21 protein-coding genes are annotated in these 22,800 nt (G+C 67.1%); all 21 read right to left on the bottom strand.

The features are described from left to right. Window positions 1-36 precede the first annotated feature (36 nt). The 21 genes from lpxC to ABD923_RS03320 all read right to left on the bottom strand — a co-directional run bounded on the left by lpxC (window position 37) and on the right by ABD923_RS03320 (window position 22,791). On the bottom strand, window positions 37-954 hold the full coding sequence (gene lpxC / locus ABD923_RS03420) for a UDP-3-O-acyl-N-acetylglucosamine deacetylase (protein ID WP_259546671.1): 918 nt from the start codon (window positions 952-954) through the stop codon (window positions 37-39). A gap of 270 nt (window positions 955-1,224) precedes the next feature. Beyond that, window positions 1,225-2,868 carry a cell division protein FtsZ gene (ftsZ, locus tag ABD923_RS03415; protein ID WP_259546672.1) on the bottom strand — a complete coding sequence of 548 codons (1,644 nt, stop codon included), beginning with the start codon at window positions 2,866-2,868 and terminating at the stop codon, window positions 1,225-1,227. A gap of 189 nt (window positions 2,869-3,057) precedes the next feature. Further along, window positions 3,058-4,392: a cell division protein FtsA gene (gene ftsA, locus ABD923_RS03410; protein WP_259546673.1), complete on the bottom strand. Its 1,335-nt coding sequence runs from the start codon at window positions 4,390-4,392 to the stop codon at window positions 3,058-3,060. Next, window positions 4,389-5,291: a cell division protein FtsQ/DivIB gene (locus ABD923_RS03405; RefSeq protein WP_259546674.1), complete on the bottom strand. Its 903-nt coding sequence runs from the start codon at window positions 5,289-5,291 to the stop codon at window positions 4,389-4,391. Before ABD923_RS03405 ends, ftsA begins: the two co-directional genes overlap by 4 nt. Further along, window positions 5,279-6,214, bottom strand: a complete 936-nt coding sequence (locus tag ABD923_RS03400) for a D-alanine--D-alanine ligase (protein ID WP_259546675.1) — start codon at window positions 6,212-6,214, stop codon at window positions 5,279-5,281. The genes ABD923_RS03405 and ABD923_RS03400 overlap by 13 nt, the downstream gene beginning before the upstream one ends. A 57-nt stretch (window positions 6,215-6,271) precedes the next feature. Then, window positions 6,272-7,225, bottom strand: coding sequence for a UDP-N-acetylmuramate dehydrogenase (murB, locus tag ABD923_RS03395; RefSeq protein ID WP_259546676.1), 954 nt, complete (start codon window positions 7,223-7,225; stop codon window positions 6,272-6,274). Further along, the gene (locus ABD923_RS03390) at window positions 7,222-7,398 is read right to left on the bottom strand and encodes a hypothetical protein (RefSeq protein WP_259546677.1); all 177 of its coding nucleotides are present in this window, start codon (window positions 7,396-7,398) and stop codon (window positions 7,222-7,224) included. Before ABD923_RS03390 ends, murB begins: the two co-directional genes overlap by 4 nt. 43 nt (window positions 7,399-7,441) lie before the next feature. Then, a complete protein-coding gene (locus ABD923_RS03385; protein ID WP_259546678.1) occupies window positions 7,442-7,714 on the bottom strand; it encodes a DUF2484 family protein in 273 nt (90 codons plus the stop codon). 238 nt (window positions 7,715-7,952) lie between these two features. Further along, window positions 7,953-9,173, bottom strand: coding sequence for an APC family permease (locus ABD923_RS03380; protein ID WP_345229417.1), 1,221 nt, complete (start codon window positions 9,171-9,173; stop codon window positions 7,953-7,955). Further along, a complete protein-coding gene (gene murC / locus ABD923_RS03375) occupies window positions 9,157-10,587 on the bottom strand; it encodes a UDP-N-acetylmuramate--L-alanine ligase (protein WP_259546680.1) in 1,431 nt (476 codons plus the stop codon). The genes ABD923_RS03380 and murC overlap by 17 nt, the downstream gene beginning before the upstream one ends. Further along, window positions 10,584-11,705 (bottom strand): undecaprenyldiphospho-muramoylpentapeptide beta-N-acetylglucosaminyltransferase, encoded by a 1,122-nt coding sequence (gene murG, locus ABD923_RS03370; RefSeq protein ID WP_259546681.1) that lies wholly within the window; start codon window positions 11,703-11,705, stop codon window positions 10,584-10,586. Before murG ends, murC begins: the two co-directional genes overlap by 4 nt. Beyond that, window positions 11,702-12,874 (bottom strand): putative lipid II flippase FtsW, encoded by a 1,173-nt coding sequence (ftsW, locus tag ABD923_RS03365; protein WP_259546683.1) that lies wholly within the window; start codon window positions 12,872-12,874, stop codon window positions 11,702-11,704. Before ftsW ends, murG begins: the two co-directional genes overlap by 4 nt. A 125-nt stretch (window positions 12,875-12,999) precedes the next feature. Next, window positions 13,000-13,383 carry a VOC family protein gene (locus ABD923_RS03360; protein WP_259546684.1) on the bottom strand — a complete coding sequence of 128 codons (384 nt, stop codon included), beginning with the start codon at window positions 13,381-13,383 and terminating at the stop codon, window positions 13,000-13,002. 130 nt (window positions 13,384-13,513) lie between these two features. After that, window positions 13,514-14,908, bottom strand: coding sequence for a UDP-N-acetylmuramoyl-L-alanine--D-glutamate ligase (gene murD, locus ABD923_RS03355; RefSeq protein WP_259546685.1), 1,395 nt, complete (start codon window positions 14,906-14,908; stop codon window positions 13,514-13,516). Window positions 14,909-15,077: 169 nt separating this feature from the next. Further along, window positions 15,078-16,163: a phospho-N-acetylmuramoyl-pentapeptide-transferase gene (gene mraY / locus ABD923_RS03350; RefSeq protein WP_259546686.1), complete on the bottom strand. Its 1,086-nt coding sequence runs from the start codon at window positions 16,161-16,163 to the stop codon at window positions 15,078-15,080. Next, window positions 16,164-17,588, bottom strand: coding sequence for a UDP-N-acetylmuramoyl-tripeptide--D-alanyl-D-alanine ligase (locus ABD923_RS03345; RefSeq protein WP_259546687.1), 1,425 nt, complete (start codon window positions 17,586-17,588; stop codon window positions 16,164-16,166). Further along, a complete protein-coding gene (locus ABD923_RS03340) occupies window positions 17,585-19,072 on the bottom strand; it encodes a UDP-N-acetylmuramoyl-L-alanyl-D-glutamate--2,6-diaminopimelate ligase (RefSeq protein ID WP_259546688.1) in 1,488 nt (495 codons plus the stop codon). Before ABD923_RS03340 ends, ABD923_RS03345 begins: the two co-directional genes overlap by 4 nt. Window positions 19,073-19,112: 40 nt before the next feature. Next, window positions 19,113-20,897, bottom strand: coding sequence for a peptidoglycan D,D-transpeptidase FtsI family protein (locus ABD923_RS03335; protein WP_259546689.1), 1,785 nt, complete (start codon window positions 20,895-20,897; stop codon window positions 19,113-19,115). Beyond that, window positions 20,894-21,259 (bottom strand): cell division protein FtsL, encoded by a 366-nt coding sequence (gene ftsL, locus ABD923_RS03330; RefSeq protein ID WP_259546690.1) that lies wholly within the window; start codon window positions 21,257-21,259, stop codon window positions 20,894-20,896. The genes ABD923_RS03335 and ftsL overlap by 4 nt, the downstream gene beginning before the upstream one ends. Beyond that, window positions 21,260-22,264: a 16S rRNA (cytosine(1402)-N(4))-methyltransferase RsmH gene (gene rsmH / locus ABD923_RS03325; protein WP_259546691.1), complete on the bottom strand. Its 1,005-nt coding sequence runs from the start codon at window positions 22,262-22,264 to the stop codon at window positions 21,260-21,262. It abuts the gene before it with no gap. Then, window positions 22,261-22,791 (bottom strand): division/cell wall cluster transcriptional repressor MraZ, encoded by a 531-nt coding sequence (locus ABD923_RS03320; protein ID WP_222188363.1) that lies wholly within the window; start codon window positions 22,789-22,791, stop codon window positions 22,261-22,263. The genes rsmH and ABD923_RS03320 overlap by 4 nt, the downstream gene beginning before the upstream one ends. Window positions 22,792-22,800: the final 9 nt, after the last annotated feature.

Here is a 22,800-nt window from a genome sequence, read left to right as displayed (position 1 = left end):
CACGGCCTGCGCCAAGCGCCTCCCCGCCGTGTCGGCTCAGGCGACATGCGCCAGGTCGGCGACGTTCACACCCATGCCCGGCAGGCGCGCGGCCAGGGTCGTGTCGCATTCGACGACGCGCGTCGCGCCCGGTTCGGCGAACAGCGCGCGCAGCAGACGGTTGGTCAGCATGTGGCCCGCGCGTTCACCGGTGTACCGCGCGAGGATCGGCGCCCCGGCGAGGTAGAGATCGCCAAGCGCGTCCAGCATCTTGTGACGCACGGCCTCATCCGCATGCCGGAAGCCACCGGGGCTCAGCACGATGTCGCCATCGACGACCACGGCGTTGTCGTAGCTGCCCCCGAGGGCAAGGCCAGCCGCGCGCATCGCGTCGACATCCGCCTGCCGGCAGAAGGTGCGGCTGTCGCACAACTCTCGCACGAAGCGGCCATTGGCGAGGTTGGCAACGCGGCGCTGGCGACCGATGGCGGCATCCGTGAACTCGATCGCGAAATCCATCTCCAACCCCTCGGACGGGTCGAGACGGGCAAAAGCGTCCCCTTCCCGCACCTCGATGGGCCGCGTCACAGCGATGGCATGGATCGCGGAAGACTGGCGCTGGATCCCCGCATCAAGGATCGCGCGCACGAAGGGCGCGGCCGAGCCATCGAGGATCGGCATTTCCGGACCATCCACTTCGACCAGCGCGTTGTGGATACCGCAACCGGCGAGCGCGGCCATCACATGCTCGATGGTCGAGATCTCCACACCATCTTCGCCGAGAAGCTTGGTGCAAAGACGGCTTTCGGGAACGCGGTCGTAGCGTGCGGGGATCAAGGCCGACCCGGGCAGGTCGCTGCGACGGAACCAGATCCCCATGTCGGCGGTCTGCGGCTGGATCGACATGCGGACCAGACGCCCGGTGTGAAGACCCGTTCCGGTAAAGCTGACAGAATGGCGGATGGTTGCCTGCATCTCGTCCCTCGTCCCGTTTCCTTCGGCCTGGCTGCCATCATGCTCGGTGCAGCTTCTGGGCCTGCGCTGCGGGCCCTTGGGCCCCATGCAGCTTTGCTTGAGGAAAGGGGGTACAGGCGCGCCGGGAAAGAGACAATTCAAGGTTTATGACGCATTGCAACAAACCCGGACCCTGTCGGCAAAATCCCGCCCAAACACCCCCAACGCTCTGAAATAAAAGGGAAAAGGGCCAGCGCATGGCTGGCCCCTTTGTTGCAAATATGACCCTGTTCAGTTGGCTTGGCGACGCAGGAACGCCGGGATCTCGATCCGCTCCTGCTCGGGATCAACGGCGCTTTCCTCGGCACGGGCCGGTTGCGGGACGGATACCGGCTGCGGACGCGGCGCCTGCATGCGCGGCTGCGCCCGACGCTCGACCGGGGCCGGTCCCTCGTCGCCATGTCCGGTCATGCGGTTGATCAGGCTGTTGATGCCGAAGCGGGACTTTCCGTGGCCTTCGGGCTGATGCTGCGCCTGGGGGGCAGGCTCTGCCGCGCGGGGGGCGTCCTTCTGGATGGCCGCGCGCAGGCGGGCCAGGGCTTCGGGCGTCGGGGCGCCGGCCGGGGCCGGTTTCGGCGCCACGTAGTCCGAGCCGTCTTCGGCGTTCTGAACCGGCATCGGGGCCGGGCGCGGGGCGCTGGCCGCGGGGCGCGGGGCGGGACGATAGGCCGGGGCCGGAACATCGTCTTCCGCCAGGTCGTCGAAGCCGGGCTCTTCCACCTTGCCGGGCGCAAAGCTCTCGAACAGCGACGGTTCGGGATGCTCTTCGGTCAGCTCGGGCATATCCGCGGGTTCGGGCTCCACCTCGGCCACGGCCAGGGCGGGAGCCGCCGGTTTCGGAGCCGGAGCGGCACCCGAGCGGTAGGACGCGTAGTTCTGACGCGCCGGTTCCTGCGCCGCCTGCTCCGAGACGTCGATGCCGGTCGCCACGACGCTGACGCGCATCTGGCCTTCCATCGTCTGGTCCAGCGTCGAACCGACGATGATGTTGGCCTCTTCGTCGACTTCTTCGCGAATGCGGTTCGCGGCCTCGTCCAGTTCGAACAGGGTCAGGTCGTAGCCGCCGGTGACGTTGATCAGAACGCCTCGGGCCCCCTTGAGGCTGATCTCGTCGAGCAGCGGGTTCGCGATCGCCTTCTCGGCGGCCTGCAATGCGCGGCTCTCGCCCTCGCCTTCGCCGGTGCCCATCATGGCCTTGCCCATCTCGTTCATCACGGCGCGCACGTCCGCGAAGTCGAGGTTGATGAGGCCCGGGCGCACCATCAGATCGGTCACGCCTTTCACGCCCTGGTACAGAACGTCGTCGGCCATCGCGAAGGCTTCGGTGAAGGTGGTCTTCTCATTGGCCAGCCGGAACAGGTTCTGGTTGGGAATGATGATGAGGGTATCGACCACCTTTTGCAGCTGCTCGATGCCTTCATCGGCCTGCCGCATCCGCTTGGAGCCCTCGAACTGGAAGGGCTTGGTCACGACACCCACGGTCAGAACGCCCAACTCCCGCGCGGCTTGCGCGATGATCGGCGCGGCGCCCGTGCCGGTGCCGCCGCCCATGCCGGCGGTGATGAAGGCCATGTGCGCGCCAGCGAGGTGATCGACGATTTCCTCGATCGACTCTTCGGCAGCGCTTGCGCCGACGGCGGGGCGCGCACCGGCACCCAGACCTTCGGTCACGCGGGCGCCCATCTGCACCTTGCCCGACGCCTTGGACTGCGCCAGCGCCTGCGCATCGGTGTTGGCGACCACGAATTCGCAGCCATCCAGCTGCTGGTCGATCATGTTGTTGACTGCGTTGCCGCCCGCCCCACCGACGCCGAAGACGGTGATGCGCGGTTTCAGTTCCTGCCGCATGTCGGGCATGGTGAGATTGAGTGTCATCGCTCTGTCCGCCTGTGTTTCGTTTGCGACCCCGGTCTTGTGCCGGTTGATCTTTTCTGCCTCTTATTCCGATACATGCTACCCAACTCCCGCGCGCGCGTCACGCGGAAATTTGGCGAAAATCGCGAAATATGGGGCGGAAAACCGCCGATTTTGCGGGATTTGGGGGCTGACCACCAGATGCGGTGGTCACCAATTGTCACGGAACCACTTGACGGCCCGTTTCAGGCTGCGCGCCGGATAACGGTCGGCGGGCATTTCGAAGTCCCACCATTCGTCCTGCGGGTAGGCCGCAAAAAGCGCGAGGCCCACCGCCGAGGAAAAGGCAGGGCCGCAGGTCGATTGCGGCAAGCCCTGTACGCGCAACGGACGCCCGAGGCGCACCTGGTTGCCCAGGATGCGGCTGGCCAGACCGTCGAGCCCCGGGATCTGCGACGATCCCCCGGTCAGAACGATCCGCTGGCTGGGCAGATGATCGAACCCCGCCGCATCCAGACGCGCGCGCACCTCTTCGAGGATCTCCTCGACCCTGGGACGCATCACGCCGATCAGCTCGGCGCGGCTGACCGTGCGCCGATCATGGTTCCAGTCGCCCGTGTCGCTTGCCAGCTCGATGATCTCGCGATCGTCCATGCCCGTGGCGATCACGCCGCCGAAGCGTGTCTTGATCCGCTCGGCATCGCACATCGGGATCTGAAGGCCCTGGCTGATATCGCTGGTCACGTGGTCCCCGCCCATCCGAACGGTATCGGCGAAGATCATGTGCTTCTTCATGAAGATCGACAGGCTGGTCGTGCCGCCGCCCATGTCGATACAGGCCGCGCCCAGTTCCTGCTCGTCCTCGACCAGGCTGGAGATGCCGGCGACATAGGGCGCGCTGGCCAGACCGGCGAGTTCCAGGTCGCAACGCTTGACGCAATACAGCAGCGTCTCGATGGCCGCCGCCTCGATCGTCAGCAGATGCATGTCCACCGACAGGCGATTGCCCACATGCCCCCGAGGATCGCCCATCCCGGTGCGGTGATCGAGCGAGAAGTTCACGGGCTGGGCATGCAGCACCTCGCGCCCCTGCCCGAAATCGGGCACATCGCAAGCCGCCAGAACGCGGGCGACATCGGCATCATGCACGGTGCCCGTCGTCAGGGTGATCTCGCCATCGAGGCCATAGCTGCGCGGCCGCGCCCCGGCGAAGGAAACGATTACGTGATCGACGCGCACCTGCGCCATTTTCTGGGCGGCCTGCACGGTGGTGCGGATCGCACGCTCGGTTTCCTGCACCGTGTCGATCTCGCCAAACCGCACCCCACGGGACCGGGTCGTGTTGGCGCCGATGACGCGAAAGCCCGCCTGCCCCGCCATGGCCCCGACGCCCTCTGACGCCGCGCCGGGATCGGTTTCGTCGAAACGCAGCACGAGACAGGACATCTTGTGCGACCCGATATCGAGAACGGCGAGGACACCACGGCGCATCGCCTCTTGCCGCTTGGCCCGCATCGCCCGTTGGGACTGATAAAGCAGGTTCATCCGCGTTGATCTCCGCTGAGGGGTTGAGGGTTGGGTTCGCCGTCGCGCAACTGGCGCAGCGCGGTCATGGCGTCGGGGCTGAGCTGCACGGTCGGGCGGCGCGGGTTGCGCAGGTCGATCCGCATGACGTCGCGCGACAGGATTTCCTGGACATCATCCAGCGCCAGCACACGGTCGAGCGCGGCGCGCGCCCCGGTTTCCGGAAGCTGGATACGCAGCCCGCTGTCCAGCACCACGTCCCACCGGCGCAAGCCGACACGCACCAATCCGCGCAGCCGGTCCCCCAGCGGCTCGGCCACGGCGAACAACGCCAGGGCCTCGTCCACGACCATGTCTGCGCCTGCACCGCCCACCATCGGCAAGGGACGCTCGGGCACGCGGTCTTCCAGGCCGGCCACGAAATGCCCTTCGCCGTCAATCAGGACCGTGCCTTCCCGCGTTTGCCAGATCAGGGCCGGAACACGCTCGGTGATGGTGACCGACAGGATGCCGCCGGACTGGATACGCAGATCGGCATCCGCAATCGCCGGCAAGGCAACGAGCCGCTCGCGCAGCATGTCGAGGTCGATATCGAACGAGGATTGCGGCAGGTCCAGGCCCATCGCGCCGCGCACCTCGTCGGTCACGACGGGGCTTGCCCCCTCGATCGCCATCAGGTTCACGCGGAACTCGGGGCGGTTCTCGATCTCGCGCCGGATCTCCTGCACGCCTTCAACCAGCGCCGTGACATTGTCCTCGTCGGTGAAATACCAAAGCGTCCCAAAGGCCAGCGCAAAGGCCGGCAGGCCCACCCGCAGCAAGCGGCGAAAGAACGGGGTCAGCCACAGGCGCTGCACCCGGTAGGTCCAGATCGAGGGCGCGGGATCGACGCCGTTCCGCCGGCGCATCAGCGATCGCATGAGGCATCCTCCACCATCCAGCGGCAGAGCGCGCCGAAGGAATATCCGCAGGCCTGCGCCTGCTCGGGCGTCAGCGATGTGGGTGTCATGCCGGGCTGGGTGTTTGTCTCCAGCAGGATCAGGCCGTCGAGCCCCCTCGCCTCATCCCAGCGGAAATCGGTGCGGCTGACCCCCCGGCACCCGAGGGCGACATGCGCGCGGGTGGCATAGTCCATGCAGGCATCGAAGATCTCGGAGGGCACATCGGCGGGCACGACATGACGCGATCCGCCGGGGCGGTACTTGGCGTCGTAGTCATACCAGCCCTCGGTCAGGATGTCGGTCACGGTCAGCGCACCGGGGTCGCCCTCGCCCGCCCCCATGACCGAGGCGGTCAGCTCGCGCCCCGCGGCGAAGGCCTCGACCATGACATGCGCGGGCATGTCGGCAGACAGTTTCGGCGGATCGTTCGCCCCCTCGGTCACGAGGTAGACGCCCACCGACGAGCCTTCGTTGTTGGGCTTCACGACATAGGGCGGCTCCATGACGTGGCGGGCCATCACCTCGTCCCTGGAGCGAATGACGCTGTCGACGATGGGCAGGCCCGCCGCGCGGTACACCTCTTTCGAGCGGGTCTTGTCCATCGCCAGCGCCGAGGCCAGCACACCGGAATGGGTATAGGGAATGCGCAGCCATTCGAGCATGCCCTGAACACAGCCATCCTCGCCCCAGCGTCCATGGAGGGCGTTGAACACCACGTCGGGGGAAAGATCGGCAAGACGTTCGGCCAGACCGGGGCCGGCATCGACCTCGATCACCTCATAGCCCTCGCCCCGCAGCGCCTTGGCGCATTCCGTTCCCGTGCTGAGCGACACGTCCCTCTCAGCCGAGGGGCCGCCCATCAGGACCACGACGCGGGAGGCTGTTCTGCTCGAACTTGCCACCACTGTGCCTCATCTGCCGCCGGTGTTCTTTTGGCCCGGTCAGCTTTTCTTGTTATTCTACGGCCCGGTCTTTGCCGGGCCGGTCGGTGTCGGTCGGCCGACACGCTTGATTTCCCATTCTAGCGTCAAACCGCTGGTCTCGAAAACCCTTTTTCGGACAAGCTCGCCCAATCCTTCCAGATCGGCAGCACTGGCCCCACCGGCATTGATCAGGAAGTTGGAATGCAGCTCGGACATCTGGGCCCCGCCAAGGGTCGCGCCGCGCATGCCGGCATCGTCGATCACCTTCCAGGCCTTCAACTCGTGGCTGTCATCCGCACGGCCCGTCGAGGAAAACCCCGCCGGGTTGCGAAAGGTCGATCCGGCCGTCCGGTCCTTTGTGGGTTGGGTCGCATCGCGCTTGGCCAGTTGCTCGTCCATCCGCCCAAGCAGCGCCTCGGGGTCTCCCGCCTCGGCGCGCAAGCTCACCTGCGTGATCACCGCGCCATCCGGCAGGTCCGTGTTGCGGTAAGCGAAACTGACGTCATCCGACCCCAGCGATACGATGGTGCCATCGCGCAACACCGCGCGGGCCGACACGAAGTGATCGGCCACGTAGGAGCCGTAGCACCCGGCATTCATCCGCAGCGCCCCGCCGATCGAGCCGGGGATCGTCCGCAGGAAGGTCAGGTCGCGCCCGCCCTCCGCCGCCCGCTTGGCAACCTGCGCATCCAGGGCCGCCGCGCCCGCGTGAACGAGGTCGCCCTCGATCTCGACGCCATTGAACCCGCGGCCGAGCCGGATCACGACGCCCTCGATCCCGCCATCCCGCACGATCAGGTTCGAGCCGACGCCCATGGGGAAAACCGGCATCTCGGGATCGAGCGCCGCGAGGAAATCGGACAGGTCCGCTTCATCCGCGGGCTGGAAGAACCAATCGGCCGGCCCGCCGACGCGCAGCCATGTCAGCGAAGACAGATCGCGGTTTCGCGTCAGGCGTCCGCGCACATCGGGCATCTCGATCTCGGTCATCCCCTGCCCTCCCGGCTGCGGGCCCAGCCCGACACCGCCCCGATGGCCAGCCCCACCGGCATGGGCAAGAGCACGCCCAAGGCCTGCCCGAGCCGACCGGAGGACAGGAATGTGCCAAGGATCAGGCCGGATAGGCCGAAACTGGTGGAAAGGATTGCAGCGCCCGTGGTCATGGGCGTTCTCTAGCCCGAGCGCGTGGCCCGGGTCCAGTGGCGCTCATTCACCCGGGGGCGTCTGCGCTTCATTGGCACCGAAGGAGGCGCGCAGCGTTTGAGCAAGCCGGATCAGCGGCCAGCGCAGGACCGAGACCCCGGCGGCCATCACGCCCAACCCCCACCACGGCCCCATCGACACGGTCACGAGCCCCAGAAGGGGAATGCCCGTTGCGATCAGCACCCAGGCCGCCGGCCAGTGAAACCGGGTTGGCATCATGCCTGCAAGGCAGGCTGTCAACGCCCAAAGGCAGGCCAGGATAAAGGCAAGGGGCATGGTCAGGCCCTCCAAACCAGGTGACGCGCGGACGCGCCAAGTGGGCGGCGGACCGCCGATGCGATGTCCGCCAAAATGACAGAAACGGGAATTCCCCGGGGCTGCAAGCTGAAAAACCCGTGTCGCAGGGGCATGGAGACCTCGCACGAGACGCTCGGCACGACCTGCGCTGCCCCCGGCATCAGGACCAGGGGCGCATCCTCCGAGGCGGGCAGACGGGACAGGATCGACAGATGGCTCATGCGCTCCCCCATATGGCGGCGGAAAAACAGGACAGGCAGGCCGCGATCCCCAGCCACGGCACCCAGACGGGCGCGGCAAACCCGTCCCACGGGCCTTGGCGTTTCACCCCGATCAGGGCCGCGTTCACGATGGAGAACACGATCAACAGGGCCAGCGTGGTGATCTCCGCCAGCTCTGCCACAGGCAGCGCAAGCGCAGAGAGGATCACCGCCACCCCGATCAGCAGAGAGGCCAGAACCGGTGTTCCGAAGCGCGGGTGCGCATGGTGGAAGATCGCCAGTGTCGGGCTGCGCCGTCCAAGACCGAAAAGGACCCGCGCGGCCATGATGATCTGCGCCAAAACGCCGTTCAGCGCAGCGAAGACGGCGATAACGGACAGGAGCAAGGCGGAGGTTCCCGTCGCCGTGGACCAGACCAGCGCCAGGGGCTGCTCGGATTGGCCAAGCGCCTCGACCTCGACGCTGCGCACCGCCGCCATCGTGACCAGCGCGTAGAGAAGCGCGGTGATCGCCAGCGAGATCAGGATCGCGGCCGGCATCGTGCGGCGAGGATCGCGGGCCTCTTCCGCCATGTTGACGAGGTCGTCGAACCCGATGAAGGCGAAGAAGCCGAAGATCGCGGCGAAGGCGATGCCCGACCATTGGGGCGCCGGCGGAGCCTGCCAGTCGGTCACAGGCTCGGCCACGCCGAAACCCGCCCAGATGATCAGGATCAGTCCCCCGACCTCGACCGCGGTCAGCACCGCGGCGAAACTCAGGCTTTCGACAACGCCGAGGATGGCGATGGCGGTCAGCGCAACCCCAAGCCCCACGGTGGCCACCACCGGGTCGAGATCGACCACACCGGCCAGATAGCCGACCCCGCCGCGCAAAACGGCCGCCGAGGCGACCGTTCCGGCGATGATGTTGATCGCGCCGACGACGACGGCCAGCCAATGCTGGCGCAGTCCGATCTCGACATAGGAACTGTCGCCCGCCGCCTCGGGGATGCGCGCCGACAACTCGGCGAAGGCCAGGGCCGAGGGCACGGCCACCAACCCGGCCAGCAGGAAGGAAACCGGGGCCCAGACACCCGCCGCCCCGGCGGCAGCGCCGACCAGAACGTAGATGCCCGCGCCGACCATGATGCCGATGCCGTAGGCCGTCATCAGGCCAAGCCCCAACCGGCGCTGAAGCGCCTCTGTGCCCGGGGGCGTTATCTCAGGGCGCGCCTGCACCGGCCTCCTGCCCGTCGGCCAGCCGCTTGGGCAAACCATGCGCCCAGGCGCTGATCGTGCCCGCCCCGAGGCAGACCACCATGTCGCCGGGACGCGCCTCGGCCCGGACCAGTTTTTCGAGGTCATCCTCGGAATTCACCGCGACCGCGTGGCGGTGACCATGCCGGATCAGCCCGGCGACGAGATCGTCACGCGATGCACCCTCGATAGGGTCCTCGCCCGCGGCATAGACCTCGGCGATGCCCACCACGTCGGCATCGTTGAAACAGCTGCAGAAATCGTCGAAGAGCGAATGCAGCCGCGTGTAGCGGTGCGGCTGATGCACGGCGATGACGCGCCCCTCGCAGGCCTGCCGCGCGGCGCGCAGCACGGCGGCAATCTCGACCGGGTGGTGGCCGTAATCGTCGATCACGGTCACGCCACCCACCTCGCCCACGCGGGTGAAACGGCGGTTCACGCCCTTGAAATTGGCGAGCGCCGCGCGGATTTCATCCGCCTTCATGCCCAGGTGCCGCGCCACCGCCACGGCCGCCAAGGCGTTCGAGACGTTGTGATCGCCCGGCATCGGCAGGGTACAGCCCTCGATGATCTTTCCCTCGGGCTGAAGCGCGATGTCGAAATGCGCGATGCCGCCCTTGTAGGTCAGGTTCATCGCCCGCACGTCGGCCTGCGCGTTGAAGCCGAAGGTCGTCACGCGGCGGTCGGTGATCTTGCCCACCAGCGTCTGCACATCCGGGTCATCGGTGCAGCACACCGCAAGCCCGTAGAACGGGATATTCGACACGAAATCGAGGAAGCCGCGATGCAGGTTCTCCTCGGTGCCCCAATGCTCCATATGCTCGGGGTCGATATTGGTCACGATGGCGATGGTCGCGGGCAGACGGTTGAAGGTGCCGTCGCTTTCGTCGGCCTCGACCACCATCCAATCGCCCTGCCCGACCCGTGCGTTCGAGCCGTAGGCATGAATGATCCCGCCATTGATGACGGTCGGATCCACCCCGCCCGCATCCAGCAGCGTCGCCACCAGCGTCGTGGTCGTCGTCTTGCCATGGGTGCCCGCCACCGCGATGTTGGAGCGCAGGCGCATCAACTCGGCCAGCATCTCGGCCCGGCGCACCACGGGCAGGCCGCGCAGACGCGCGCTGTCCAGTTCCGGGTTGCCCGGCTTGATCGCCGACGAGATCACGACGACCTCGGCATTTTCGAGGTTCTCCGCCCGTTGCCCGATGAAGATCCGCGCGCCCAGCCGTTCCAGCCGCTCGGTGATCTTCGAGGGTTTCAGGTCGGACCCCTGCACGTGATACCCGTGGTTGAGCAGAACCTCGGCGATGCCCGACATGCCGATCCCCCCGATCCCGACGAAATGGATCGCGCCCAATTGGGTCGGCAGCTTGGTGGCGGCGGCAGCACTCATTCTTGGTCCTCATGTGTCTTGGCGGGCTTGAGGCCTGCCAACTCCTCGACCAGGGCGACAAGGCGTTCGGTGGCGTCCGGCACACCGACCGACAGCGCGGCCTGGGCCATGCGCCCCGCGGCCTCGGGCTGGGTCAGCACCGACGCGATGGCTTCGGCCAGGGCCTCGGGGGTCAGCTTGCTTTGCGGGATGCGGATCGCGGCCTCGGCCTCGACCAAGGCCTTGGAATTGGCGGTCTGGTGATCGTTGGCGGCAAAGGGATACGGGATCAGGATCGACGGCCGCCCGATCACGGACACATCCGCAAGCGACGAGGCCCCCGCGCGGCAGATCACCAGCTGCGCCTCGGACAGGCGGCGCGGAATGTCCTTGAAGAAGGGTTCGATCTCGGCCCGAACGCCCATCGCCTCATAAGCTGCGGCAACGGCCTCGGCGTCCTCGGGGCGGGCCTGCTGGGCGACGCGCAACTGGCCGCGCCGCTCTTCGGGCAGCAATGCCAGCGCGGCCGGAACGGCCTCGGAAAAGACATGGGCCCCCTGGCTGCCGCCGAAGACCAACAGGCTCATCGGCCAGTCGCCGGGCGGCGTGTAGGGCGCGCCCGCGCGGTCCAGCACGGCGGCGCGCACCGGGTTTCCCGTATGGATCGCCTGCGCCCCCTCGGGCAGGACCGTGGGCCATGTGCCGCACGCGACCGTGTCGACGCGCTTGGCGAAGATGCGATTGACCTTGCCCGGCACGCCGTTCTGTTCGTGCAGCATCCGGGGCCGGCGCGTCAGGATCGCCGCCGCAACCGCCGGGATCGTCGGGTAACCGCCGAAGCCCACCACCACGGCAGGCTTCTCGCGCCGCATCCGCAGGGTGGCCGAAAGAATGCCGCCGAGAATCCGGAACGGCGCCGCAAGCTTGGCGCCCACACCGCCGCGCGCGAAACTGGCCGACGCGACCTCGCGCACCTCGACAACATGCGGGAAGCCACCGGTGTAGCGCGCGCCCCGCGCATCGGTCGAGAGCGTCACCCGCCAGCCCTTGCGCACCATCGCCTCGGCCAGCGCCTGCGCGGGGAACATATGCCCGCCGGTGCCGCCTGCCGCTATGATCAGATGGGGGTGATGCGTCATGTCCTGCCGTGCCGGTTGAGAAGGAAATCGCCGATGTCGCCCTGCGGGCGGGTGCGGGTGAAACACAGCAGCATCCCCACCGCAATGCCCGTCGCGATCAGCGAAGAGCCGCCGTAGGACACGAAGGGCAGCGTCATCCCCTTCGCGGGCAGCAGCCGCACCGCGACGCCCATGTTGATGAAAGCCTGCAAGGTCAGCAGGCTGACCAGCCCCGTGCCCGCCAGCCGGATGAACGGGTCGCGTTCGCGCATCAGCCGGAAGAAGCTGCGCATCGCGATGCCTGCGTAAAGCGCGATGATGATCAGGACCAGCACGAGGCCATATTCCTCGGCCGCGACCGCGATGATGAAATCGGTATGCGCGTCGGGCAGCGTCCACTTGACCGAGCCCTCGCCAAGGCCCGCGCCGAACAGCCCGCCCTCACGGATCGCATCCGTGGCATAGGCCAGCTGCGTGTTCGGATCGACCTCGGCCGACAGGAACCCGTCGATACGGCGGGCGAAATGTTCCGAGTTGTTATAGGCGACGACGCCACCGACGCCCACAAGCCCGAGCACGACGAAGAGGATCATCATCGGCGCGCCGGCGACGAAATAGATCACCGACCATGCGAAGACGATCAGCGCCGCCTGCCCGAAATCGGGCTGCATGGCCAAAAAGCCCACGATCATCACCGCCACGAAGAGCGAGACCGACTTGCCGGGCGGGCCGCCGATCTCCTGGCTGGCGGCGACCATCCATGCGGCGAAGACCACGAAGACGGGCTTCAGGAATTCCGAGGGCTGAAGGCTCGCGAAGCCGAGGGAGTACCAGCGCACCGCGCCTTGCCCGTAATCGGTTCCGAAAACCGGCAACAGGGCCACCGCCGCAACGGCTGCGAAGAACCCAAGCACGCCCATCCGGCGCACCGTCGTGGGCGGCAGCATCGAAACGAAAACCATCACCGACAGGGCCATGCCGCCAAAGGCCGCCTGCCGGATCACGTAGTGAAATGGATCGTGACCGTTACGCTCGGCCAGGGGCGGAGACGACGCAAAGCCCAGCAGGATGCCGATGGCGAACAGCGCCAGAATGCACCCCAAGGTCACGCGATCGACCGTCCGCCACCAACGGGGCAAAACAGCCTCGCCGGATTGCACGATCACCGTGCCATGCGCGATTTCCGTCATGGGATTGCCCGATCCCTTGTTGTTGTCGTTGCCTGGTTCTGCCTCGTGCCCCGGTTTTCCGAGGTCTATCCGCGCACTCTAGCCGTATTCGGGGCGCGGGGCCAGCAATAACACTTGCCAGCCGCTCAGCCGCGCGGTGGCTCCCACAGTTCCAGCTTGCGTCCATCGGGGTCCATGATCCAGCCGAAGCGCCCATAGGGATGCGCCTCGCGCGGTTGCACCTCGTCCACGCCCTCGGCCCTGGCGCGCGCCAGGATCGCGTCCAGATCGTCGACGATCAGGTTCAGCATGAATTGCGCCGAGGACGGCGCGAAATAGCTGGCGTCGGGGAATGGGGCAAAGACGGTCCGTGCGCCCTGCGGGAACGCCTCGGCACTGTCGCGGTGCAGGAAGGCGAGGCCACCGTCCGCGTCAGGCTCCATGCCAAGAACCCGGGCATACCACGCTTTTGTATTGTCGAGATCGGCGCAAGTGAAGAACACGCCGCCCAATCCAAGAACCTTTGCCATGTCGCCCCCCCGGCTCGGGATGGCCGTAACCATAGCATGAAACGCAGATTGCATAACGGGGTGTGGAGAGTCCGCTACGCGAAAAGCCTAGCGTTCGCCGCGACATCCAGTTGCGCACACGGCAGCAAGCTCAGCCCAGCTTGGCCACTTGCGTGGCGAAATCATCGCCGCGTTGCTCGAAATTGTCGTATTGGTCGAAACTCGCCGCTGCCGGGGCCAGCAGAACGGTCTCGCCCGGCTCCGCCTCGGCGGCGGCGCGGGACACGGCCGTGGCCATGTCGCCGCAAACCTCGTGCGGCAGGTCGGCAAGATGCAGGGCGAAGCCCGCCGCCTCGCGCCCGATCACGTAGGCTTTCACCACGTTACCCGTGGCACCGGCCAGCGCCTGCATACCGCCTTCCTTCTCCAGCCCGCCACAGATCCAGCGGATACGCGGGAAGGCCGACAGCGCCTTGACCGCCGCATCGACATTCGTGGCCTTGCTGTCGTTGACATAAGCCACGCCAGCGATCTCGGCGATGCGCTGGCTGCGATGGGGCAGGCCCCGGAACGTGTGAAGCGCCTGTTCGATGACGCGCGGGGACAGGCCAAGCGCACGCGCCGCCGCGTAGGCGCAGGCGGCGTTCTGGTGGTTATGCGCGCCGGGCAGGCCGGCGATACCGCGCAGGTCGATCGAGGCGGCCTGCCGTCCCTTGCGCGTTTCCGACAACCAGCCCTTTTTGGTCACGATATCCCAGCCCGCGCCGGCCAGCTTGCGGCTGGCGACCCGGATCAGGCGCGCGTCTCCGTCGCCCTCGCTGAGTTGGTTCGCCAGGTAGCGCCCCTCGGGTTCGTCCACGCCGATCACCGCACGGTCCGGCCCGCCTTCGGCGAAAAGCCGGCGCTTGGCGGCGAAGTAGCCCCCCATCCCGCCATGGCGATCCAGATGATCCGGCGACAGGTTGGTGAAGACCGCGATATCCGGCGTCAGGGCGCGGGCCAGATCGGTCTGGTAGCTGGACAGTTCCAGCACGATTACCTCGCCGTCAATCGGCGGCTCGAGGTCCAGAACCCCGCGCCCGATATTGCCCGCCAACTGGCAGGGCGTGCCCGCCGTCTCGAGGATATGGGCGATCAGGGCCGAGGTCGTGGATTTCCCGTTCGACCCGGTGACCGCCACCACGCGCGGGGGCGTGTCGTGATGCACCCAATCCCCCTGCCCCAGCGAGCGGAAGAACAGGCCGATATCATTGTCCACGGGCACGCCCGCCGCCATCGCGGCGGCGATGGCACGATGCGGCGCGGGGTAGAGATGCGGGATGCCGGGCGACGTGATCAGGGCCGCGACGCCGTCGAAGGCGGCGGCTTTCATCGGGTCCACCAAGGTGAAGCCCTCGGCCTCGGCGGCGGATCGCCCGGCCTCGCCATCGTCCCAACACAGCGCCTCGGCGCCGCCCGCACGCAATGCCCGCGCGGTCGACAGGCCCGAGCGGCCCAAGCCCAGAACCATGACCTTTTGGCCTTCGAAACCCAAGACGGGGATCATCGCACGCACCCTTTGTTCCAAGTCGCTTCGACATAGGCGCTTCGCGGCCCCGATGCCAGTGCGCCCGCGCCTTCGCGGGAGACAGGCACGGCGGGGATCAGGCGCACAGGCGCGGGCGAATGTGCCCCGTCAGGGGCGCGTGAGGCCGCGCCTCCCCCCGGCCGCGCGCTCAGCGCAGTTTCAGCGTGGCAAGGCCAATGAGCGCAAGGATCAGGGAAATGATCCAGAAGCGGATGACGACCTGCGGCTCGGCCCAGCCCTTCTTTTCGAAATGGTGGTGGATCGGCGCCATCAGGAAGACGCGTTTGCCGGTCGATTTGAAATAGAGGACCTGGATGATGACGCTCAGCGCCTCGGCCACGAAGAGGCCGCCGACAATCGCCAGAACGATCTCGTGCTTGGTGGCCACGGCGATGGCCCCCAAGGCCCCGCCAAGGGCCAGCGAGCCGGTATCGCCCATGAAGACGGCAGCAGGCGGCGCGTTGTACCACAGGAAGCCCAGCCCGCCGCCAATCAGCCCCGCCGTGAAGACCAGCAACTCCCCGGTGCCCGGAACGTAATGAACGTCGAGATACTCGGTGAAATCGACGCGACCGACCGCGTAGGCGATGACGCCCAGGGTGCCCGCCGCGATCATCACCGGCATGATCGCCAACCCGTCCAGCCCGTCGGTCAGGTTCACCGCGTTGGCGGACCCCACGATCACGATCATCGAGAACGGCACGAAGAACCAGCCCATGTTGATCAGGACGTCCTTGAAAACCGGCATGGCCAGTTGCGCCGACAGTTCATCCGGATGGGCATAGACGGCCACGATCCCCGCGACCGCCGCGATCAGGAAGCCGATCGCCAGCCGAACCTTGCCGGAGACGCCCTTGGTATTGTTGCGGCTGACCTTGGCCCAGTCATCGGCAAAGCCCACGAGGCCGAAGGCGACCGTCACACCCAGCACCATCCAGACATAGATATTGTCGAGCCGCGCCCAAAGCAGCGTCGACAGCGTCAAGGCCGCAAGGATCAACAGCCCCCCCATCGTCGGCGTCCCCGACTTGGTGGTGATGTGATGCGCCGGCCCGTCCTCGCGGATCGGCTGGCCGTTGGAATACTTCCGCCGCAGCGCGTTGATCAGGGGTCGCCCGAAAATGAAGCCGAAAATCAGGGCCGTGAAGAAGGCGCCGCCAGCACGGAACGTGATATACCGGAACAGGTTGAAGAAATCGCCGCCATCCGACAGCTCGTTCAGCCAAAACAACATCTAGCGGGGCCCTCGCCTATCATCCGCAGCCGCTTGCCCCAGTTTCCTGAGCGCGTCAACCACGCGGGAGATCTTGCTGCCCTTCGATCCCTTGACCAGCACGATATCGCCGGGACGCAACTCGCGCGGGACCAGGCAGGCCAACTCGTCGGCGGTCTCAGCGTGAAGGCCGCGCTTCGCGCCGGGCAACGCGTCATGGAGATGCTGCATCAGCGGGCCAGCCGTGTGCACCAGATCCACCCCCGCCATACTGGGCAGATCTGCCACCTCGGCATGCATCACCGCGGCCTCGGGCCCCAGTTCAAGCATGTCCCCCAGGATCGCGATGCGCCGCCCGCCGCGCTCTGGAACGGTGCCCGCCAATACCTCGAGCCCCGCAGCCAGCGAGGCCGGGTTGGCATTGAACGCGTCGTCGATCAGGTCGATGGCGATGTCGTCGGTCCGGCTGAGAACCAACCGTTCGCGGGTGCCGCGCCCTTCAACCGGCGTCCAGTGCCCCAAGGCAATCGCGGTCTCGGCCGGGTCTGCGCCCGCGGCGTCTGCCCCCGCAAGGGCCATCAATGCGTTCATGGCCAAGTGCCGCCCGGGCGCCATCAGTTTCAAGAGCCGCTCGACGCCGCGATCCTCGGCCCGGATGACCGTGGTCTCGCCAACGATCCGCGCATCCAGCAGGCGCAGATCGGCGCCCTCGGCCTCGCCCACGCGGATCAGCCGGGCACCGACCTCCTCCGCCTTGGCAAAGAGGATCGGCGCGGTTTCCACGTCGGCATTGACGATGGCCACGCCGCCGGGGTCCAGACCGTCGTAGATCGACGCCTTTTCATGCGCGATCCCGTCGAGGCTGCCGAATGCCTCGAGATGCGCACCGGCCACGATGGTGACCATCGCGACGTGGGGCCGGGCCATCCGCGCGAGGGGGGCGATCTCTCCGGGGGCGTTCATGCCGATCTCGATAATGGCGAAATCCGTCTCCACCGGCATCCGCGCCAGCGTCAGGGGAACGCCCCAATGGTTGTTGTAACTTGCCTCGGCGGCATGGGTTTTACCCTGTGCCGACAACGCCGTGCGCAACATCTCCTTCACGGTCGTCTTGCCGACGGAGCCCGTGACCCCGATCACCCGCGCCTTGCTGCGCGCGCGCCCCGCCCGGCCAAGCGCCACCAGCCCATCCAGCACATCGGGCACCAACAGGCAGCGCGCGGGATCGACGCCCTCGGGCACATAGCTGACCATGGCCGCGGCAGCGCCCTTCTCCAAGGCCTGCGCCACGAACTCGTGCCCGTCGCGCGCCGCCGTCAGCGCCACGAACAAATCGCCCGGCGCGATCGTGCGCGTGTCGATGGAAACGCCCGTCGCCGCCCAGTCGCCCGTCCCCTTGCCGCCCGTGGCGGCGGCTGCGTCGGCGGCGGTCCAAAGCGCGCTCATGCCCGGCCCTCCAGCGCGGCCACGGCGACGCTCGCCTGCTCCACGTCATCGAAGGGGTAGACCACGTCCCCGACGATCTGCCCCGTCTCGTGCCCCTTGCCCGCGATCAAAAGCGCATCGCCGGGTTCGAGCGCGTCGACCGCGCGCAGGATCGCTTCGGCCCGGTCAGCAACCTCGATGGCATCGGGGCAGCCCTGCCTGACCTCGGCCCGGATCAGGTCCGGATCCTCGGAACGCGGGTTATCGTCGGTCAGATACAGCACGTCCGCGTTCTCGGCCGCCGCCTTGCCCATCAGCGGACGTTTCGTTCGGTCGCGGTCGCCACCGGCGCCGAAGACGATCACCAGCCGCCCCAGAACATGCGGACGCAAGGCTTTCAGCGCGGTCTCGATACTGTCGGGGGTGTGCGAATAATCGACATAGACCGGGGCGCCGTTTTCACGCCGCGCCGCCAGTTGCATCCGCCCGCGCACGCCGCGCATCTCGCCCAGGACCGAGACCACGGCATCGGGGTCCTCGCCCGCCGCGATGCACAGCGCGGCCGCCGTCAGCACGTTCATCGCCTGGAACGCGCCGATCAGGTCCAGCCTGATCCGCCGCGGCTGGCCCCAGACCGTGACAAGCAGGTCCTGCCCGGTTTCATCCATGCGACGCCCGGTGATGCGGATCTCGGCATCCTCGGCGTATTGCGCAATGCGGATCAGTTCCAGCCCGTCACGCTCGTCCAGCGCGTCGGCGAGGCGCCGCCCGTATGGATCGTCCACGTTGATCACAGCCGAGCCCTGATCCAGAAGCAGATCCGAGAACAGCCGGGCCTTGGCCTCGAAATAGGCCTCCATCGTGCCGTGATAGTCGAGGTGATCCTGCGTCAGGTTGGTGAAGGCCGCCGCACAGGGGCGGACCGCTTCCATCCGCCGCTGGTCGAGACCGTGCGAGGAGGCCTCCATCGCGACGCGGTCGATGCCTTCGGATTTCAGCTCGGCCAGAAGGCGATGCAGCGTCAGCGGATCGGGCGTGGTATGGATGCCGGGCGCGGTATAGCTGCCTTCGACGCCCGTGGTGCCGATGTTCACGGCTGGCTCGCCCAAAGCCTCCCAGATCTGGCGCGCGAAACTGGCGACGCTGGTCTTGCCATTCGTGCCCGTCACGGCGACGATCGTCTCGGGTACCGCGCCGAACCAGAGGTTCGCCGCATGCGCTAGGGCGGCGCGCGCGTCCTCCACCACCACCAGCGCCACGTCCGCGCCAGACAGCGCATCGGCGGCCAAGATCGCCCCTTCGCGGTCCGTCAGGATCGCCGCGGCGCCATCCTCGATCGCCGCGCCCACATAGCTGGCCCCATGCACCTGCGTGCCGGGCAAAGCCGCAAAAAGACAGCCTTTTTCAATCTTCCGGCTGTCGATGACAAGGCCCGTGACCTCGACATCCCGCCCCTCGCGCGGGGTCAGTCCAAGGGCCGAAAGCGTGCTGGTGTGGTTGGCCATGAAATCCCCCGTTCCGCCCCGCCCGACCGTCGCGCGGCACTCAATTCGAGGAGCTGGATAGCGGAGAAACGGGGGGCTGTTCAATCTCGGGTCGCAAGCCCAGCAGGGGTGCGACACGCCGGATCATCTCGGCGGCGACGGGCACGCTGGTCCAGCCCGCCGTACGGCGCGGTTCCGGCCCCGAGGTTTCCGCCGGTTCGTAGAGCGTAACCACCAGCACGTATGCCGGATCATTGCTGGGGAAGACGCTGGCGAAGGTGTTGATATTGCGGTCCTCGAAATAGCCCCCTTGGGGGCGCGGCAACTCGGCCGAACCGGTCTTGCCGCCCACCGAATAGCCTTCGACCTCGCCAAAGCTGGCGGTGCCGTCGGTGACCACCGCGCGCAGCAGCGCGCGCATCCGGGCGCTGGTTTCCTCGGAAATCACCCGCTCGCCCAACACCGGTGCATCCCGGCGCAGCAGCGTGGGCGTTACCCGCGTGCCGCCATTGGCAATGGTCGCGTAGGCCGCCGCAAGATGCACGGGCGACGTGGAAACGCCATGCCCGTACGAGATCGTCATGGTCGACAATTCGCCCCACCGGCTGGGGGTAAGGGGGTGCGCCGCGCCTGCCTCGACCAGTTCCACCCCGGTCGGTTCCAGCAGGCCCAGACGATCGAGAAACGCGCGCTGCCGCTCGGCGCCGATCATGCGGGCAAGGCGCGCCGTGCCGATATTGGAGGAATGCACGAAAACATCCGTGACGGACTGTTCCGGTCCATAGCTGTGAAAATCACGGATCGCGAAGCCCGCCATGCGAAGCGGCCCGGTCGTGTCAACCATGGTCGAGAGATCGACCAGGCCCTCGTCCAGCGCCTGCGCCACGGTGAATGTCTTGAACACGGAGCCCAGTTCGTAGACGCCCTGAAGCGCGCGATTGAACAGCGGGCTGTCGGCCTGATCGCCTTCGGTCAGGGGGCGCGGCCGCGCGTTGGGGTCGAAATCGGGCAGGCTGGCCAGCGCCACGATCTCGCCGGTGTCGGCATCCATCAGGACGGCCGCCGCGCCGCGCGCGTTCATCAGCGCCATGCCACCGGCGAGGACCTCTTCCACCGCGGCCTGCACCGTCAGGTCCAGCGACAATTGCAGCGGGCCATCGCGCGCCGGGTCACGCAGATCGCTGTCGAACTGCGCCTCGATCCCGGCCACGCCGACGACCTCGGCGGCGTTCACCGCCTCCTGGCCGAAACCAGCACCGCCCAGGACATGCGAAGCGACGGACCCGTTGGGATAAAGCCGCATCTCGCGCGGCCCGAAGAGCAAGCCCGGTTCGCCCAGATCATGCACCTGCTGTTCCTGCTCGGGGCTGATATAGCGGCGCAGCCAGATGAACCGCGCCTCCGAGGTGAAGCGGCGGTAGAGCGCATCGGCGTCCATATCCGGAAAGATCTCGGTCAAACCGTCCGCCGCGGCGCGCGCGTCAATGATCTCGTGCGGATGCGCGTAAAGCGCGTTGGTCGCGAAATTCGTGGCCAGAACGCGCCCATGGCGGTCGATGATATCGGCCCGCGTGTTCAGGATCGTATCGCCGCTGCCGGTCGCCACGCGCGGCTCGACGGGTTCCGAGGTGGCCAGCGCGGCCATCCGGTAGCCCACCGTGCAGAACGCCGCGAGGAAACAGACCGCAACCAGCAACAGGCGGCTTTCGGCGCGCACGCGCAGCTTGTCGCGTTCTGCCTCGTGCCGCAGACGGCGGTTTTCCCGCTCGATCGCGTCGGGGTTCTCGCCCTTTTGACGGGCGTCCAGAATGCGCGCCAGGGGGCGCAGGGGGGTGCGCAGGCTCATGGATCGTCCCTCCCCTCTGGGGTCGAGGCGTTTTCCAGCAACAATTCTTCGACCGCATCGGCCGGGTCCGGCTCGGGCAGCGGATAGGGGATCTCGATCACGTCGCCGAACTGTTCGGGGGCCAAGGGCATCAGGCCCAGCCTGTCGAAATTGAAATCCGCAAGGTCGCGCAGACGGTCGGGCCGGTTGAGATAGGCCCATTCGGCACGCAAGACCGACAGGCGTTCATGTTCGGCCCCGATGGCGCGCTGGAGACGATCGACCTCGCGCAAGGCTTGCTGGGTCAGGATGGTCTGGTGATACGCCCAATACCCCAGTCCGATCACTGCGAGCGCCGCCAAAGCCGTGACGAAGGTCCGCATTTACCAGCCCCCCTCGACCTGCGGGACACCAAGGGATGCGGCATCGACGCCCCGGGCGGGCGCGTCGGTCCGCGTGGCGACCCGCAGCTTGGCAGAGCGCGCCCGCGGGTTGACCTCGATCTCTTCGGGGTCGGGCGGGATCGCCTTTTTCGGGGTCAGGTCGAAGCCCGGATCGCGAAGCGCCTCGGCCGGGGCATGGCGCGAGCCGCCGCCACCGCGGCTGGAGCGTTCGGCGAGGAACCGTTTCACCACGCGATCCTCGATGGAGTGAAACGACACGACGGCCAACTTGCCGCCGGGCTTCAGTGCGCGCTCTGCCGCCTCCAACCCCCTGACAAGGGACATGAATTCGTCGTTCACCGCGATGCGGATCGCCTGGAAACTGCGGGTCGCCGGGTGGCTCTGACCCGGTTTCTTGCGCGGCAGGCAACCCTCGATGAGCGTCGCGAGGTGCAGGGTCGAGGTGATGCGCCCCTTGGCGCGCTCGGAGACAATCGCCTTCGCGATGCGCCGCGCGGCACGCTCTTCCCCATAGTGAAACAGGATGTCGGCAATCAGCGCCTCGGGGGCGTCGTTGACGATATCCTCCGCCGAGGGCCCCTCGCGCCCCATGCGCATGTCGAGCGGGCCGTCGCGCAGAAAGGAAAAGCCGCGCTCGGCCATGTCAAGCTGCATGGAGGAAACACCAAGATCCAGCGTCACACCGTCCAGGGAGGCAAAGCCCACGCTTGCGGCATGGGCATCGAGGTCCGCGAAATTTCCCGCAACCAGCCTGAGCCGGTCGCCATAGGCGCCGGCCCAATCCTCGGCCATCTCGAAGGCCAACGGGTCACGGTCCACGCCGATCACGACATCCGCCCCCGCCTCAAGCAGACCACGGGCGTAGCCACCAGCGCCGAAAGTGCCGTCCAACCACACGCCAGACACCGGAGACACGGCCCGGATCAACGGACGCAGCAGAACGGGAATATGCGGGGCCTTTTCCTGGTGCGACGCGTCCGTCATTCCACCGGCTCGACCTTGCGCGCCTCAAGCTCGCGATAGGCGGCCGCGAGCGGATCGAAATAGGCATCGTCCTGCCCCATCTCGGCCAGCATCGCCTCGTAATCCTCGTCCGCCGCGCTGGCCTCGGACGGCTTGAGGATGTGAAACTGGTCGCCATGGCCCTGGAACAGCGCCTCTCCGTCCACGTCGATCTTTTCGCGGGCGGCCTGTGACAGCACGAGGCGTCCGGTATCGTCCAGAACGGTCGCGTCACACTTGGTGTAATAGAGGTAGCCCATCGCCTTTTTCAGCGGACTGCCGGGGGTAAGCTGCTGGATCATCTGGTCGATCTGGTCGAACGCATCGCCCGACAAGCATTCCAGGTAATTTTTCTTGGGGTCGCCATAGGCGATGTACAGGCGCGGCGCGCCGCCGGGCGCATAATCCTTGTCGCAGTTCTGCAAGACGCGACGGAATTTAGCCGGGATCGAGACCCGGCCCTTTCCGTCCACCTTGTTGAGGCTTTCGCCCAGAAATCTGCGGTCCACCGCGCTTGC

Source organism: [Roseibacterium] beibuensis (genome assembly GCF_039542305.1).
GTDB lineage: Bacteria > Pseudomonadota > Alphaproteobacteria > Rhodobacterales > Rhodobacteraceae > Roseibacterium > Roseibacterium beibuensis.
The sequence above is the reverse complement of the archived record's forward strand: the minus strand, read 5'-3'. Positions and strand labels throughout refer to the sequence as shown.

Bases quoted from the DNA above. Each gene is read 5' to 3' on its own strand.
- ABD923_RS03405 (WP_259546674.1), bottom strand. From the start codon at position 5,291: ATGCGATCGCTGATGCGCCGGCGGAACGGCGTCGATCCCGCGCCCTCG.
- murD (WP_259546685.1), bottom strand. From the start codon at position 14,908: ATGATCCCCGTCTTGGGTTTCGAAGGCCAAAAGGTCATGGTTCTGGGC.
- ABD923_RS03390 (WP_259546677.1), bottom strand. From the start codon at position 7,398: ATGACCACGGGCGCTGCAATCCTTTCCACCAGTTTCGGCCTATCCGGC.
- ABD923_RS03340 (WP_259546688.1), bottom strand. From the start codon at position 19,072: ATGGCCAACCACACCAGCACGCTTTCGGCCCTTGGACTGACCCCGCGC.
- ftsW (WP_259546683.1), bottom strand. From the start codon at position 12,874: ATGACGGAAATCGCGCATGGCACGGTGATCGTGCAATCCGGCGAGGCT.
- murC (WP_259546680.1), bottom strand. From the start codon at position 10,587: ATGAGTGCTGCCGCCGCCACCAAGCTGCCGACCCAATTGGGCGCGATC.
- ABD923_RS03335 (WP_259546689.1), bottom strand. From the start codon at position 20,897: ATGAGCCTGCGCACCCCCCTGCGCCCCCTGGCGCGCATTCTGGACGCC.
- ftsA (WP_259546673.1), bottom strand. From the start codon at position 4,392: ATGAACCTGCTTTATCAGTCCCAACGGGCGATGCGGGCCAAGCGGCAA.
- rsmH (WP_259546691.1), bottom strand. From the start codon at position 22,264: ATGACGGACGCGTCGCACCAGGAAAAGGCCCCGCATATTCCCGTTCTG.
- murG (WP_259546681.1), bottom strand. From the start codon at position 11,705: ATGACGCATCACCCCCATCTGATCATAGCGGCAGGCGGCACCGGCGGG.
- ftsL (WP_259546690.1), bottom strand. From the start codon at position 21,259: ATGCGGACCTTCGTCACGGCTTTGGCGGCGCTCGCAGTGATCGGACTG.
- murB (WP_259546676.1), bottom strand. From the start codon at position 7,225: ATGACCGAGATCGAGATGCCCGATGTGCGCGGACGCCTGACGCGAAAC.
- lpxC (WP_259546671.1), bottom strand. From the start codon at position 954: ATGCAGGCAACCATCCGCCATTCTGTCAGCTTTACCGGAACGGGTCTT.
- mraY (WP_259546686.1), bottom strand. From the start codon at position 16,163: ATGTTGTTTTGGCTGAACGAGCTGTCGGATGGCGGCGATTTCTTCAAC.
- ABD923_RS03345 (WP_259546687.1), bottom strand. From the start codon at position 17,588: ATGAGCGCGCTTTGGACCGCCGCCGACGCAGCCGCCGCCACGGGCGGC.
- ABD923_RS03360 (WP_259546684.1), bottom strand. From the start codon at position 13,383: ATGGCAAAGGTTCTTGGATTGGGCGGCGTGTTCTTCACTTGCGCCGAT.
- ABD923_RS03385 (WP_259546678.1), bottom strand. From the start codon at position 7,714: ATGCCCCTTGCCTTTATCCTGGCCTGCCTTTGGGCGTTGACAGCCTGC.
- ftsZ (WP_259546672.1), bottom strand. From the start codon at position 2,868: ATGACACTCAATCTCACCATGCCCGACATGCGGCAGGAACTGAAACCG.